Here is a 16,055-nt window from a genome sequence, read left to right as displayed (position 1 = left end):
AGGGTTGATTCTCTCGGAGAATCAACCCTTTTTTATTCATTACGCTTTTCGTTCTATTACGAAATCCAAATACGCCTTCAAGGCATTATATACATCCCTATCCTCCACGTATGTATCGAGGAAATTCATCGCCTCGGCATGGAAATCCCACATACGCTTATCAGCATATTCTATACCGCCATTCTCCTTGGTAAATGACACCAGCTGAGCGATTTCCTCTGGAGAAATCTCACGGGATTTCACCTTTCTCGCCAGCTTCATCATCTCTTCATCGCCCGTTGACTTGAGCGCATAGATAACAGGCAGGGTCAGTTTACCCTCCGTCATATCGTTGCCCGTTGGCTTACCAATCTCCTTGGAATCATAATAATCAAAGATATCATCACGAATCTGGAAAATGATGCCGAGATTCTGGCCAAATCGCTTGGCAGCAGTAACCTCTACGGCAGAAGCATTGGCCGATAACGCACCAATACCTGCACAAGCCTCGAAAAGAGCGGCAGTTTTCTGATTAATTACTTCATAATAAATCTCTTCTGATATTTCTTCATTGCTGATGCTATTCAACTGGAGAATCTCACCATTCGACAAGGTACGGCCCAACTCTGCCAGATAGCGAACAATCTCTTCTGAATGAGAATAAGATACATGAAGAAGAGCGGTTGATAAAATATAGTCGCCCACAAGTACGGCTACCTTATTATTATAGGTAGCATTCACACTAGCCTGTCCACGACGCTCGCCACTCTCATCAACCACATCATCATGAACCAGCGAAGCGGTATGAAGAAGCTCCAAACCAACAGCAGAATGTTGAGTTACGCTAGAAACCTTTCCAAAATTACGAGCCATCAGCAGGATGAGTATAGGGCGCATGCGCTTTCCAGCGCGCTGACGGATGTGGTCGAGCACCTGGGAAAGGAGGCCGTCACTGTGCATCAAAGACTTGTTGAACAAATCTACGAAATCTGCCAAATCTGCCTCAATTGGTTGTTTGATAAGTGATAAATAGTCCATTATTTTCGTTTAAACCTACTTAATTTCTGAAATTTGATACAAAATTAATGAATTATTCGTGAAATATCGCATTTTTTTAGTAATTTTACACCATAAAAATGAATATTATGGATAAATTGTTCCTTTTAGACGCTTATGCGCTCATTTATAGGTCGTATTACGCCTTTATGAAAGCCCCTCGAATCAATTCGAAGGGTCTTAATACTTCATGTGTCATGGGTTTCTGCAATACCCTTAACGAGATACTTACCAAGGAGAAGCCAACCCACATAGCGGTGGCTTTCGACCATGGCAAAACCTTTCGCCATGAGGCTTTTCCTGCTTACAAAGCTCAGCGAGAAGAGACTCCGGAAGACATCAAACTCTCGGTGCCTATCATCAAAAGTATCCTCGAAGCATACCATATTCCCATCCTTCAGGTAGATGGTTTCGAGGCTGATGACATCATCGGAACCGTTGCCTTGAAAGCTGGAGAAAAGGGTATCGAAACCTATATGCTTACTCCTGACAAGGACTATGCGCAGCTGGTTCGTGACAATGTTTTCATGTTCCGACCTCGCCATGGGGGTGGGTACGAAAAACTCGGAGTTGAAGAGATTGAAGAAAAATACAGCATCGCTTCCCCACTCCAGGTCATCGACCTCTTGGCGCTGATGGGTGACTCTGCCGACAACTTCCCTGGCTGTCCAGGCGTTGGAGAGAAAACTGCCATCAAACTGATCGGGGAGTTTGGAAGTGTTGAGGGATTGATTGAGAACTCATCAAAAGTGAAAGGCAAACTTCGCGAAAAGGTAGAAGGTGCCGTGGAAGATATCAAGATGTCGAAGTTCCTGGCTACCATCAGAACCGATGTTCCTGTGGATGTGAAGATGGACGACTTGAAGTTGACTGAGCCAGACAACGCCAAACTAGACGAAATCTTCACCGAACTGGAGTTTAAGTCGTTCGCCAAGCGAGTTCTTAAAAAACCTCAAAAGGTGCAAACAAACCCTACAGGAGAGCTCGATTTATTTGGCGCACAGCCAGCAGATGGGCAGGAAGAGCAAAAAAACACGAGTTTTGAGACCATTAAAACGACTCATCATACATACAAACTCATTGAAACAGAAGAAGATGCACGTAATCTTTATGATTATTTAATTACAAAGAAGATTCTCAGTTTAGATACAGAGACCACTTCTACCTCTGCCATCGATGCAGAATTGGTAGGTTTGAGCTTTGCAGTTGAGGAGAAGGAGGCATTCTACGTAGCAATTCCAGCAAATCGTGAAGAAGCCTTAAAATTCGTAAACATATTCAAACCGCTCTACGAGAACCCTGAAATCCTGAAAGTGGGACAAAACATCAAGTACGATTACGAGGTGTTGATGAACTACGGAGTAGAGATACAGGGAAAGATGTTTGATACAATGCTCGCCCACTACATCATCCAGCCAGAGCTTTATCACAACATGGACTATCTCGCCGAAGTCTTCCTCAACTACCAGACTGTTCACATCGAAGAGCTGATAGGCCCGAAGGGCAAGAACCAGAAGTCGATGCGCGACCTTGCCCCATCTGAAGTTTACGAGTATGCAGCCGAGGATGCCGACATCACATTGAGATTGAAGAATGTGCTCGAACCGAAGCTCAAGGAGATAGAATGCGAGGATCTGTTCTGGAATGTAGAGATGCCATTGGTACCAGTGCTTGCCCACATGGAGATGAATGGTGTGTGCATTGATACAGAAACATTGAAGGAGACATCCAATAATCTTACCAATCGTCTCGCAGAAATCGAACATCATATCTATGAGTTGGCAGGCGAATCTTTCAACATCTCTTCTCCTCGACAAGTAGGAGAAATTCTCTTCGGAAAGATGAAGATTGTGGAAAAGCCGAAGAAAACAAAGACGGGACAGTATGTAACGAGCGAAGAGGTTTTGCAGCAGTTGCGCAGCAAGAGTCCTATCATCGATGAGATATTGAACTACAGAGGATTGAAGAAGCTTCTTGGCACCTATATCGATGCTCTTCCAAAGCTTATCAACCCTCGAACCGGTCATATTCACGCATCGTTCAACCAAGCCATCACAGCCACAGGCCGTCTCTCTTCAAGCGATCCGAACCTGCAGAACATTCCTGTGAGAGATGACGATGGCAAGGAGATAAGAAGATGTTTCATCCCAGAGCCAGGATGTCTATTCTTTTCTGCGGATTACTCACAGATAGAGCTTCGCATCATGGCACACTTGAGCGAAGATGCCAACATGGTAGAGGCATTCCGCGAAGGTTCGGATATCCACGCCGCCACAGCAGCCAAGATCTGGCACGAAGACATCAAGGACGTGACCGATGCCCAGAGAAAGAAGGCAAAGACAGCCAACTTCGGTATCATCTACGGTATCACCACCTTCGGTCTTGCCCAACGCATGAACATCGAAAACAAGGAGGCGAAGCAAATCATAGAAGATTACTTCCGCACCTTCCCAGGCGTTCAGGCCTATATGGAGAAATCGAAGGAGATGGCAAGAGCCAAGGGATACGCCGAAACCCTCTTCCACCGCCGCCGCTATCTGCCGGATATCAACAGCAAGAACGGCACTGTGAGAGGATTCGCCGAGCGCAATGCCATCAATGCCCCTATCCAGGGTTCAGAGGCCGACATCATCAAGGTGGCGATGGTACGCATCTTCAACCGCTTCAGAAAAGAAGGCATCAGGAGCAAGATGATCATTCAGGTGCACGACGAGCTCAACTTCTCCGTCTATCCAGAAGAGAAAGAACAGGTGGAGAAGATTGTGGTAGAAGAAATGCAGAATGCCTACAAGCTCAGCGTGCCACTGGTGGCAGATGCCGGTTGGGGCAAAAACTGGCTTGAAGCGCATTAATTTAATACAAAATAAACACAAAAATGCTGCAAAAGGTATATTTTTTATCCTTTGGCAGCATTTTTTTACGTAAAAGGTTCCTCCTTTCTTATTTTTTTTGTAAATTTGTCGCAAGAATCTATCAGGCAGAGGCATCAAAGAGAAAAAAGGACCTCAATACATCAAGTATACCAGATTCATATTCTCTGCCTTTGGACAGAAAGTAATATAATAATAATGATAAATTTCAAGCTTATGAAACATCTATTTTTCTCAGTAGGTTTGCTTTGCCTCATGGCAGCACCTATCAGTGTATCTGCTCAAGCACAGAGCACTAAGGACTTACTTAAAGAGCGTAAAGAACTTGTAAAGGCATCTAAGGCTGAACTTAACGCAAAGGCAACAAAAGCCGCACAGAAAGAGGCTAAGAAATTGAAGAAGGAAGGTTGGCAAACAGCACCAGGCGCTCTCCCACTGGAGAAGCAGCTCGACAATTCATACCTCATGCAGATGGAGTATGATGAGTCTATGTACCCAAAGTACCTGATGGGCGAGGCCATGAGCATTGGCGAGAACTATGATGGCGCCAAGATGCAGGCCACAGAATTGGCTAAGCAGAACCTGGCTGCACAGATTCAGACAGAGGTTTCAGCTCTCGTAGACAACTCTGTTGCCACACAGCAGCTCGCTATGGAAGAAGCTGTTACCGTGACCAAGAGTATCATGGCCAGCAAGAGCCTCATCGTACAGAGCATCGGTAGAACCATCACCGTGGTAGAGTGCTTCCGCACCTTGAAGAACAAGAACAAGGAGGTGCTGGTACGCATCGCTTACAACGGAGAGATGGCTAAGGCTGCAGCTAAGCAGGCTATCCGCCAGAGCCTCGAAAACGAGAGCAGCGAGCTGCACAAGAAACTTGATAACGTTTTGGGAACAAAATAAGTAGATAATGAAAAAAAAAACATTTGCAATAGCATGGTTGTTAGGATGTACACTCGGCCTCTCTGCACAAGAGGCCGAGACTCCTAAACCCCATGATACAAAAATAAAATTAAGCAATACAGCCGACGGTTTTGCCAACTATTATAGCGGCTACTACTATTACCATGGTGGAGAAATCTTCAACATGCGTAACTACCCTATGTTTGCCGGTAATAAGATCAGCTCACTTCGCATCAATCCTTCAGGCACATCTTACGCCTTCATCGACAACAAGAAAGATAAGAACAGCGTAGATGTATACAGCCTCATCTATAAGGATACAAGACAGGGAAAAGTAGGTACCACTAAGTTGTTCAAACCGCTTGCCATCTGCTATTCTCCAGATGCCAAATTCCTCTATGTGATGGGATCTGACAAGAAGATTCATATCTACACCACCCGCAAGACACAGGAGGTTAAGAACTTCGATGTAAACGAGACAGCATCTCGCCTTGATGCAAGCCCTAACGGATTCTTCCTCATAGCTAGCTCCGCAAACAAGATACAGGTCATCAACATGGAAAACCAGAGCGTGAGAACCACCATCGACCTGAAGGCTGAACTGAAGGACATTGCCTTCTCTTCCAACAGCAAGCAGATGGCTGTACTCACAGCAGATGGAACCTGCGATGTATATGATACCAAGACTTTCAAGGTGAGCAAGCATTTTGATGCTATGGGCATCGCCGAAAAGTGCTACTTCCACCCAGAGAACAAATACCTGGCTATCGTTACCGGTGAACAGCGCGTGGCACTCCTCAACCTGCTCAACGATGATGACCGCCAATATATTGACGCCAAAGATGCCGGCATCAAGTATATCAACTTCACAAAGAATGTGAAGAACGAGTTCTATCTTGTTTATGCCACCAGCAACGGTATCACATTCACCCCTGTGGGCTTCCTCTCTCCTAACCGTCAGGAAAAACTGAAGGATGAGTTGAACAGCCGCATGGACGAGTGGATGAAGCAGATGGACGGTGAGTCGCTCGACGACTACAAGGTACGTGTCAACGAGCAGACCCGACTCAACCAGATGCGCCTCTTCGAGACAGAAATTGCTAACAACATGGCTGAGAATCTGCTGACATCATCAGACGTGAAACTCGGTAACTACAACGCCGACATGAACATGTTGACCCTCGATTTCAACAACATGCCAAGTATTTACCTGACCGTGCCTGCAAGCGAATTGGAAGGCATGGACGTAAGCAACCTGGAATTCACCAACACCAAGTACGGCTTGAACGATAAGGACGAATTCGAGCTTGTCTATACCGAGGTTGTGAACAAGAAGACAGGAAAGAAGTACGTGTTCGACAATACCGAGCGTAAGTCGCTGGCTTTCTTGGAGTCTGACGATAACTTCGTTCCATTCGAGCAGTTGCAAGGTGCCAAGATGGAAGAGCTGAAGCTGGAGGAAATCAAGAACAAGATATTGAAGAACGCCCAGGAGCAGAACGTCATCTCCGACCATACCAAGATTGATGTACACACCAAGGTGGTAAACGGCACAGATGCATCGGGTAAGAACATCTTCAACTATGATGTGGATGTATCTTATACTGTTGACGAGGCTTTCTCTGCAAAGGATGACTTTGCACCAGGCAAATTCAAGGCAGAAGAATCTAACGCCGCACAGGCTATGCTCGCCATTGTGAAGAAGGCTCTCGAAGAAGACTTCTCCAAGTATATGGTAGCAGGGAAGCAGGTGAAGGTGCAGATTACCGGTATGGCTGACGCCTTGCCATTCAGCCGCACGGTGGCATACGACGGCTGCTACGGCGACTTTGACCAGGAGCCAGTTCACAAGAATGGTGAGTTGAGCAATATCACCGTGACCAAGGCTACCGGTATCAGCCAGAACGAGCAGTTGGCTTACTTGCGCGCCATGGGCGTGAAGAACTACATGGAGCAGAACATTCCTGAACTCCAGAAGATGAAAGCCGACTACGACACTTACATTGAGGTTTCTGAGAACAAGGGTGGCGAATACCGCCGCATCGGTGTGAAGTTCACCTTCATCAACGCATTCTAGGATTATTGCCATAAACCATTTTCCAAGAATGGGGTTGAAACCTAATTAAAATGCAATTAATGCATTCTTAATGATATTATACATATTATATAATTATAATGAAGAAAATATTTATTGCAATATCTATATTACTCTTATCGTCGGGCAGCAAACTGGCTGCCCAGACGATAACTGAATCTAATGAGGCGTACAGAGAGTTTGTGCAGATAGCCAACAAGGATGGCGACAAGACTCAGATGTACGACGCACTTTACCGTTGCTATACAGCAACTTATGCCATAGTCACACACTCAGAGAAGACTAGCGCCGAATATACACAGGCGATTTACAACATGAAGAATCTCATCCCATTCCTGCCTAATGCGGCTGCTTACAACAGCAACAACCAAAGCGTGGGAAATGCCATCAAGTTTGCGCGTGCCTACGTAGACGTAGTCAGCTTGCCAGACTTTGCCGATGGGGGATACACTACTCAAAACGCATATTCACAGCTCTCATACTTCGCTGCTGCCAACCTGGTAAACCGCCGACAGTATGAGGAAGCCATACCATATCTGCAAGCCTATCTCCGCTCAGGCGACGAAAAGTATCGCAAGTCGGTATTCATGAACCTGATTAAGGCATGCGCCCAGTCGAACAAATACCAGCTTGCCGTCATCACATTGGAGCAGGCATCAGATAACTATCCTACCGACTATGACATCGTATCGTCGGCAGTGAACCTGTGCATTGACCACAAGGACAATGCCAACCTGCAGAAGTTCGTGGGCAAAGGTCTTGCCCTTCGTCCTGATGATGAAACCCTACTCAATATCCAAGGAAAGCTTTATGAAGAAGGACACAACTTCGAGCAGGCACTGGATATCTACAAGAAACTGCAAGTGGTTCATCCAAAGGCACTTGATGTGTTGAAACATCTCGCCATCAACAACTACAACATTGGTGTACAGAACTACAACAAGACCCTGGAGTTGAAGGAGAAAGATCCACATATCAAGAGTTTGCAGGAAACGTCTAAGGAATACTTCACCTATGCCGTGGGCCATCTCAAGAATATCATCATCAGCGACCCGCTGTCGCTGAAATATACCCAGGCACTCGCCGTGGCATACAACTGTATCGGCGACAAGGAAAACTTCAACATCATCAACAACAAGTTGGCATCATTGGGTGGAGGCAAGATTGAATCAAACTTCATTCCTCAACTCATAGAGTTCAATGGCGAAGTGAAACCATCCATTGCAGCCGTTGCCACACAGCAACAGAGCACAGACAGCGACTCACAGGCCAAAGAAGAAGAAAAGGGAATCCCAGCATATTCAGCATTCGCCATTCCATTCATCGAGAACCGCATCGACAAGTGGCAGCAGAAAGACAGCTACGAAACTCTGGATGAATATCGTGCCCGCATGACCGAAAAGAACCGCGACGCCAAGATTCAGGAGATGCAGAAACTGGCTCAGCAGGAATACATCAGCAAGTATGAATCGAGAGTGAACCTGCGCCATCTGGAATTGAAGCCATACGATGCAGATCACGAAGTGTTCCTGGTAACATCACCAGACGTTGGTGAAATGGTAGTTCCGGTGCCAAGAAGCAACAACGAGGCACGCATCTTCGCTTCCAACTGGAACGGAATGCAGTTTAAGAATCCTAAGTACTTCATTGACAAGGATCATCTGGCACTCGCCCAGCTCACCATCATCACCCCGTCGGGCAAGGAATACCACTACGACAATGCAGCTGCACTCAACTACACAGCCACCAACGTAGAAGTACACTTCGACCCTATCAATGCAGGAATGCTGGCAGCCAATACCAATAATGCCAACAAGCAGACCATACAGCAGCAGAACGTGAAGTTGGGAACATCGGATGTGGATGAGAACATTCCAGAGAATCCTACAACCAACAACAAGACCTTTGCCGTGGTCATCGCCAACCAGAACTACACCAACGTAGCCGGCGTACCATTGGCACTGAACGATGGTCTTGCCTTCTCCAAGTATTGCGAGAAGACGTTGGGAATGCCTGCCGAAAATGTGCGCTACTATGCCGATGCCTCTTACGGAACCATGCTCCGCGCCATCCGTGACATCAAGAACATCGCAAGTGCCTTTAATGGCGACATCAACATCGTGTTCTACTATGCCGGACATGGTATTCCAAACGAGGCAACCAAGGATGCATACCTCCTGCCTACCGACGCCGATGGTACACAGACAGAAGGCTGCTACTCACTCAACAAGCTCTATACAGAGTTAGGCTCAACCAAGGCTAAGGAAATCGTGGTATTCCTCGATGCCTGCTTCAGCGGTTCCAAGCGCGAGGAAGGCATGCTGGCTTCAGCCCGTGGTGTAGCCCTGAAGGCAAAGCAGGAAGACCCTCGTGGCAACATGGTGGTATTCAGTGCTGCATCGGGCGACGAGACCGCCTTTCCATATTCAGCCAAGGGACATGGTCTCTTCACCTACTATCTCCTGAAGAAACTGCAGGAGAGCAAGGGCGATGTGAACCTCGGCGAACTGAGCGACTACATCTCGGAGAATGTGAAGCAGCAGTCGGTGGTTATCAACCGCAAGGTGCAAACCCCAACAGCTACCCCTTCTACCTGGATTGCTACAGGATGGAAAGAGATGACTCTGAAGAAATAGTGACAGGTATAATCATAGCAGATAATATCTAAAATCAGCAATTATGAGACATTATATTTTCTTGATGATATGGATGCTCCTGGGCGTAGCTTCAACTGGCTATGCCCAGAAGACTAAAAAGGTGCATGGCGAGTACATCTACCACGCACCTGAAAACGTCTCTATAGAGCAAGCCAGACAAACGGCATTGAGCCGTGCGCAGATTCAGGCACTGGGCGATGAATTCGGCACCGTGGTGGCACAGCATAATGCCACCTTGATGAACAACACCAATGGTTCTACCCATACCGACTTCACCTCGCTGAGCAGCAGCGACGTAAAGGGAGAATGGCTCGAAACCATCGGTGAGCCCAAGTATGAGATAAGCTATGAGCAAGGTATGCTGGTAGTGAAATGCTCCGTAACCGGCAAGGCACGTGCCATTGTGGCAAAGCAAAACAACTATGTGGCAAAGATTCTCTGCAACGGCATAGAAGACCGCAACGAGGGTGAAAACTTCAAGAGCGGAGATGATCTCTATCTGGCTTACCAGAGTGCCACCAAGGGCTATCTCGCCGTCTATCTGATAGATGACAACAAGAATGCCTATTGCCTGCTGCCTTACCAATCATCGAAAGATGGAAAGGTGGAGGTAGATGCCAATACACGTTACGTATTCTTCAACCAGAAAACGGCTCAGCCGCTGTTTAATTCTTCTGATGTTGATGAATATACCATGACCTGCGATAAGGCATCTGAAACGAATTATATCTACATTATCAGCTCTCCTAATCCTTTTATCAAGGCGATAGATAATGCCGTGGAAGGATTGCCAAGAGAATTGAAGTATGATGATTTCCAGAAATGGCTCTCCAAGAACCGCACAGCCGACAAGGATATGCAGGTGGAGATTAAGACGATTGTCGTAAAGAAATAAGTGGATTTACCGATAAAATTCAGGAATAGGAACAAAATGAAGAAGCCCGGGACATTTGCCCCGGGCTTTTTTATTTTATGATTTCAAGTACGATGAATGCATTACAGTTTTCTGATTACAGATTCCAACTGCTCACCCAATCCGATGGTATAACCCTGAGAAAGGAATACCACTCTATTGAAGGTATCAGAGATGGTGAAGATAGGCAACAGGTTCTTGTTCTGAAGCTTCATGTTTTCTACCATTTCCTTGCGGCAAGAACCATCCTTGTCAATACCGAAAATGATGTTCTTTGGCAAGCCAGGGAACTCAGAGATTCTGAACTTCTTGGCTGAAGCCTCATCCTCGAACAGGAGAACGATAGGACGATTCCACTTATCAAATACCTGTGCCACCTTGGCGATGTCCTTCAAGGCATGGTTGGTTGGCTCCTGTCCTACACCTATCAATCCCATCACGAAGTAACCACGACCTGTCTGGCTCAAGAGACTTACCTCCTGATTGCTTGGCAAGAGGATGAACTTCGACTCAGAATTAAAATTACCCTTCACGGTAATCTCTGTCTCAGAGCTGCGCAAATGCATCTCTACCTTGGTGGTAGCCCCCTGCTTTACATGGAACATCTGCATTTCTGCAAGCACGCCACCATTAGCCAATCTGGTGCCTGATACCAGCGCATAGTCGCCTTCATCCAAGTCAACACCATTCTTAAATGTATTGCTCCAGGTGCATCCTTCCTCAGGATATTCCAGGAGAGATGTTGAACCATCGGCATTGATGCGATGGATGGTGAAGTGGCTGTAGTACTTAGGATCATCCACGGCACCATTATCCGCATATCCCATCACGAACTTGCCCTTGGCAGAAGCCTCCTGCGCAGCATTCTCGAAATCTACATCAATCCACTCACCACCCTTGTGGTTCTTGTATTGAGTCTTCTTGGTCACAGCATCCACCTGAGCCTCGATGCCCAAGCTTCTGGCCACATCCACAAAGAATACCTTGCGGGAACGGTCGTCTGTAAGACGAGAGCGATATACGCCGATAGGAGTCTGAGCTATCTGCAACGCCTTCTTATCAGGATTAATCCTGATGTTCTTCTTCACCCACTCTACCAGGAGACTAGGATTATTCTTGAATGCCACCTGCTTCTTGGCAAATTCCTTCTCGAAGAACTGCTTGAAAGGAGTGATAATCATCTCGTTTTCCACACGTGGTGATAATTCATCGCTCTTGGCATTGAAGTTATCCTCCAGAATAATCATCTGCATATCTCTCAAGTCCTTGGCACTCAAGGTAGAGAGCAAGTTGATAGCTCTATCCAGACGATCCTGATGCTGCACCAGGAAACTGAGGATAACATCGTGATTTCCACTGGATGCTACCAGGAAATCAATCATCTTCTGAGCCTTGGCTGAAATTTTCCCGTTTGCATCCGATGCTGTAAGTTTCTCTCCCTTGGCTGCCAGGAAAGTTACACCATTTCTGGTAATATTCTGCTCCTCTATCAATCCGTTTGCCTTCAGAGTAGCCAGCGCACTCTCCTGATTAAAGAAGGTGGCAAGATAAGCGTGGCGGATAGAATCCTCATAGGCAAAGCGCTCCAGGTTCTTGGCTCTTGCTTCTGGCGAAACCTCAGGAATATTGGCACGCTCTGGAGGAGGAACGATATCGAAAGAATCGCGGAAGAATACTTCCTTCTGCATGGCATCTGCTCCAACCTCGTGGTTCAAGCGAATAACGATGTTCTTATCCTTACCGAAGGATGCCTTGGCAAAGCCATACTTGCCACCCTTGGAAGCCCAGATCATCATGTCGCCCTTACCTGCCGAAAGGAAAGTCTTGCCATCTGCCACGGTATATTTGGTTACCACGGTACAGAACTCCGCATAGTTGTATATCTTGAAATCTACTCTTGCACCATCCACAGGGTTGCCTGCTTCATCTTCGATAGAGAAATCGATGCGGGCAGAAGAACCATAGTTGTCGATGAGATTGATTTCAGTATAGTTAGAGGTGCGGAGCATCACTTCCTCAGGACCATTATAATCGCCGAATGCCTTGGTATGCATCAGCATGGCACGGGAAGCAGGAGCATTAAACCAAGCCAGATTCAACACAGCTTCCGGCTCACAGGCACCGAGGAAATACCAGGTACCATCTGCCCAAGCCTCAACCCAGGCATGGTTGTCGTCGGTATGTGCCCAACGAGGGGTATAAACCTGACGTGCAGGAATACCAATAGCTCGCAAGGCAGCCACGGTGAAAGTACTCTGCTCGCCACATCGTCCGTAAGCCGAACGGATGGTAGAAAGCGGTGCTGAGGTTCTGCCGTCGGAAGGCTGATAAGTTACCAGCTCGTGACACCAGTGGTTCACTTCGAGGATGGCTTCCTTCATTCCCAATCCCTTTACACGCTCCTTCAATTCCTTGAAGAACACCATGCGTGAATTATCCAGGTTCTCATTGTTGATGCGGACAGGCAGAACGAAATGACGGAAGAGCAGCTCTGGTACCTTATTACCCCAAGCCATCTGGTTGCGTGCCTCGAAACTGGTGCGCACATTCTCCAGGAAGAAGCTGGTTGGATAGTCGGTGACATCAGCCACAGGCATGTAAGCATAGAGGAACTGCAAGGCACCCTGCTCGTCGCCAGTAGCTTTCTGCTGCTTAAGCATCTTCTGGTCGTAAAACTGCTTACCTACCAGGTTAACCTTCTGCTTAAAGGCCGTTTCCACCTTCGTGCGATAAGCTGCATCGGTAATGAAATGGTCATTTGCCGCCATCATTGTCTGCCAAGAGGCTAAAAACACAACAGCGAACATTACTAAAAATTTTCTCATTGTTAGTTAGCTTTTTAATTTCTATTACTATAATCCAGTTAATATATTGATATTTCGATTTAAACTTTCTGCAAAAATAATGTTTTTTTTCGAAATAATGGCTATCACAAAAGAAAAAATGTTATCTTTGCAGAAAAATTCGAGAAATCGAGCAAAAAAGAGAAAAGAATTAGAAAGAAATCAAGTAACTAAATGGAAAGAAGAATTAAAGACCATGAACAGAGACGATTTTAAGTTTGAAATATGCGCCAACAGCGTAGAGAGCTGTCTGGCTGCACAGGAAGGCGGTGCCAACCGTGTGGAACTATGCGCAGGCATACCTGAAGGCGGAACTACCCCTTCGTATGGCGAAATAAAAGTGGCGCGCAAGTTATTGAACGAGACCAAGCTCCATGTCATCATCCGCCCTCGTGGTGGTGATTTCCTCTATACTCCATTGGAGATTGAACGCATGGAGGAAGATATCCGCCTTTGCCGGGAACTCGGCGTGGATGGTGTTGTCATCGGATGCCTTACAGAAGATGGCGAAGTGGATATGGAGGCGAATCGCCGACTCGTGGAATTGACAAAAGGTGATAGCGAATTAAAGCCGATGAGTGTAACCTTCCATCGTGCATTCGACCGTGCAGCCAATCCTCAGAAGGCTTTGGAAGATATCATCTCCCTGGGTTGCGACCGCATCCTTACATCGGGTCAGCAGCCAAAGGCTGTAGAAGGTGTAGCTCTTCTTGCAGAACTCAAGAAGATAGCAGCAGGCCGCATCATCCTCCTTGCCGGCTGTGGTGTGAACGAGGATAACATCCGCACCATCTTCGATGCCACCGATATTCACGAATATCACTTCTCGGCAAGAGTAAATGTACCTAGCAAGATGAAGCAGCTCAATACCAATGTTTATATGGGTGCAGAGGGAGCCGATGAAGCCAACTCGCTGGTTACCTCGGCAGAAAGAGTGAAGCAAACCATCGACAACCTTTTGGGCTAAAGTTAGCCAATCTTTTGGGTTAAAGTTTTCCAACCCATAAAAAAGTGTCGCAATCTCTTGAAAACATAGGGATTACGACACTTTTCCAATATGTTATTCACACTAGTCTAGAGTGCGATTTCCACAACCTTATCCATTTCTGTAGGAACCTCACCGAGATTCAAGAGCACACCACCTTCGCACTTCTGAATCTTCACAGGTTTCTTGCTGGCAAAATCGAAAGCCTTCTTCACCTTCTGGTTTCCAAGAGGCAGGAAGAGGCTCTTATCCTTCAGGTTCAGGATATGAACGAAGAGACGATTGCCCTTCTGGGTGGTAACACCCCAATCGTGAGGAGCCACGATGCCGCCACGGGTACCATAGATGGTCTCGCCGTAAGTCTTCATCCACTCTCCCATCTCTGCCAAACGCTCCAAGGCAACAGCAGGAAGCTCACCATCTGGCTGAGGACCGATGTTCATCAGCAGGTTGGCATTCTTGCCAGCTGCATTCACCAGGTAATGAACCAAAGTCTTGGTGGATTTATAATCCTGGTCGGTAATCTTATAACCCCACATGCCGTTCATGGTCTCGCAGGTTTCAAGAGGCAGGCGGCTGATGTCCTGACCCGACAATCCTGCCTTATTCTCTCCAGGAAGGTCGCGCTCGAAAGCCTGAACATCCTCACCCTCGAAAGGAGAAGAGTGATGGTTGTTTACGATCAGGCAGCCTGGCTGCAGGCGATGGATAAGCGCATACTGCTCTGGCAACTGCCAGTCGAAGTTAGGATTTTGATCCTGATCCCACCATCCATCAAACCAGATACATCTCACCTTACCGTAGTTGGTAAGAAGTTCAGTAAGCTGATTGTTCATAAACTGATAGTAGCTCTTCCAGTTACCCTCAGGGTTAGGGCGACCTGTGCCTCTACCCGTTCTTCCCCAAACAGCATCCTCGCGATACCAGTCAATATGAGAGTAATAAAGATGCAAAGCGATGCCCTGCTTGTGGCACTCATCCGCCAATTCCTTCACGATGTCGCGACGGAAAGGAGTAGCATCTACAATATTATAATCAGAATACTTGGTCTTGAACATAGAGAAACCCTCGTGATGGCGAGTGGTGAAGCAGATGTACTTGGCACCCGAAGCCTTGATGGCAGCCACCCATTTGGCTGCATCAAACTTAGAAGGATAGAAACCGCCAGCCAACTTGGCATACTCCTTATAGTTCAAATCCTTGTTGGTCATTGTCCATTCGCCGGTGGCGAGCATGCTGTACAATCCCCAATGCAGGAAGATACCGAACTTATCATCCTGGAACTGCTTTCTAGATTCCAAGTTCTCTGGAGAAGGCTGATAATGCTGAGCCTGTGCCTTGTTTTCCTTGGCAGCATCTTTAGTAACGATAGCGTTAGCCGTCAGGCAAGAGCAACCCAAAGTAAGGATTGCAGCACACAATTGTGACTTAAAATTCATTTTAATTCCCATAATTAAATTGTTACAGTTAGTTATTATGGTGCAAATATACAACTTTTTTTTCAGAGCAAAGAGATAAAATCCGAAAAAGTCTATTTTCAGATAAAAAAAACTCCGTAATGATGGCTCTCCTTTGTCCTTGAAGAAGCATTCTATGTTATAAGACTTTAAATTAGATAATAAAATTGTAATTTTTTCAATTTTATTTGGAGATAAGAAAAAATAGTTGTATCTTTGCAGTAGTTATCAGACGAATAGGCAGAAAAGCCTTCTGATAGAGAGTGAAAGAACAAGATTATTAATATCAAAGAAAGA

At 46.4% G+C, this 16,055-nt stretch carries 9 protein-coding genes; 6 read left to right on the top strand and 3 right to left on the bottom strand.

Features of this window, described 5'->3' with window-relative positions; all coding sequences use genetic code 11:
• Positions 1 to 39: 39 nt before the first annotated feature.
• Complete coding sequence (locus tag V8Z93_RS02695) at positions 40 to 1,017, bottom strand: polyprenyl synthetase family protein (RefSeq protein WP_203051762.1); 978 nt, start codon at positions 1,015 to 1,017, stop codon at positions 40 to 42.
• Between the two features lie 107 nt (positions 1,018 to 1,124).
• On the opposite strand from V8Z93_RS02695, the gene polA reads away from it, so the two are divergent.
• The 5 genes from polA (at position 1,125) to V8Z93_RS02670 (ending at position 10,455) form a co-directional block, all read left to right on the top strand.
• Positions 1,125 to 3,887 (top strand): DNA polymerase I, encoded by a 2,763-nt coding sequence (gene polA / locus V8Z93_RS02690; RefSeq protein WP_439432321.1) that lies wholly within the window; start codon positions 1,125 to 1,127, stop codon positions 3,885 to 3,887.
• Positions 3,888 to 4,121: 234 nt separating this feature from the next.
• Positions 4,122 to 4,808: a hypothetical protein gene (locus V8Z93_RS02685; RefSeq protein WP_439432320.1), complete on the top strand. Its 687-nt coding sequence runs from the start codon at positions 4,122 to 4,124 to the stop codon at positions 4,806 to 4,808.
• A 7-nt stretch (positions 4,809 to 4,815) separates the two neighbouring features.
• Positions 4,816 to 6,885, top strand: coding sequence for a WD40 repeat domain-containing protein (locus V8Z93_RS02680; RefSeq protein WP_439432319.1), 2,070 nt, complete (start codon positions 4,816 to 4,818; stop codon positions 6,883 to 6,885).
• A gap of 98 nt (positions 6,886 to 6,983) precedes the next feature.
• A complete protein-coding gene (locus tag V8Z93_RS02675) occupies positions 6,984 to 9,539 on the top strand; it encodes a caspase family protein (RefSeq protein ID WP_439432318.1) in 2,556 nt (851 codons plus the stop codon).
• A 43-nt stretch (positions 9,540 to 9,582) separates the two neighbouring features.
• Positions 9,583 to 10,455, top strand: coding sequence for a DUF4384 domain-containing protein (locus V8Z93_RS02670; protein ID WP_439432317.1), 873 nt, complete (start codon positions 9,583 to 9,585; stop codon positions 10,453 to 10,455).
• A gap of 101 nt (positions 10,456 to 10,556) precedes the next feature.
• Here V8Z93_RS02670 and V8Z93_RS02665 read toward each other — a convergent pair whose 3' ends face one another.
• On the bottom strand, positions 10,557 to 13,298 hold the full coding sequence (locus tag V8Z93_RS02665; RefSeq protein WP_439432316.1) for a transglutaminase-like domain-containing protein: 2,742 nt from the start codon (positions 13,296 to 13,298) through the stop codon (positions 10,557 to 10,559).
• Between the two features lie 214 nt (positions 13,299 to 13,512).
• Here V8Z93_RS02665 and V8Z93_RS02660 point away from each other — a divergent pair, with 214 nt between their 5' ends.
• Positions 13,513 to 14,283, top strand: coding sequence for a copper homeostasis protein CutC (locus V8Z93_RS02660; RefSeq protein ID WP_439432315.1), 771 nt, complete (start codon positions 13,513 to 13,515; stop codon positions 14,281 to 14,283).
• A 107-nt stretch (positions 14,284 to 14,390) separates the two neighbouring features.
• Here the strand turns inward: V8Z93_RS02660 and V8Z93_RS02655 are convergent, their stop codons facing one another.
• Positions 14,391 to 15,740 carry an alpha-L-fucosidase gene (locus V8Z93_RS02655; protein ID WP_439432314.1) on the bottom strand — a complete coding sequence of 450 codons (1,350 nt, stop codon included), beginning with the start codon at positions 15,738 to 15,740 and terminating at the stop codon, positions 14,391 to 14,393.
• Positions 15,741 to 16,055: the final 315 nt, after the last annotated feature.

The organism is Segatella copri (genome assembly GCF_051861805.1).
In the GTDB taxonomy this organism is placed as follows: Bacteria; Bacteroidota; Bacteroidia; order Bacteroidales; family Bacteroidaceae; genus Prevotella; species Prevotella copri_M.
Note: the sequence above shows the minus strand (reverse complement) of the source record. Positions and strands in the feature narration are given on the sequence as shown.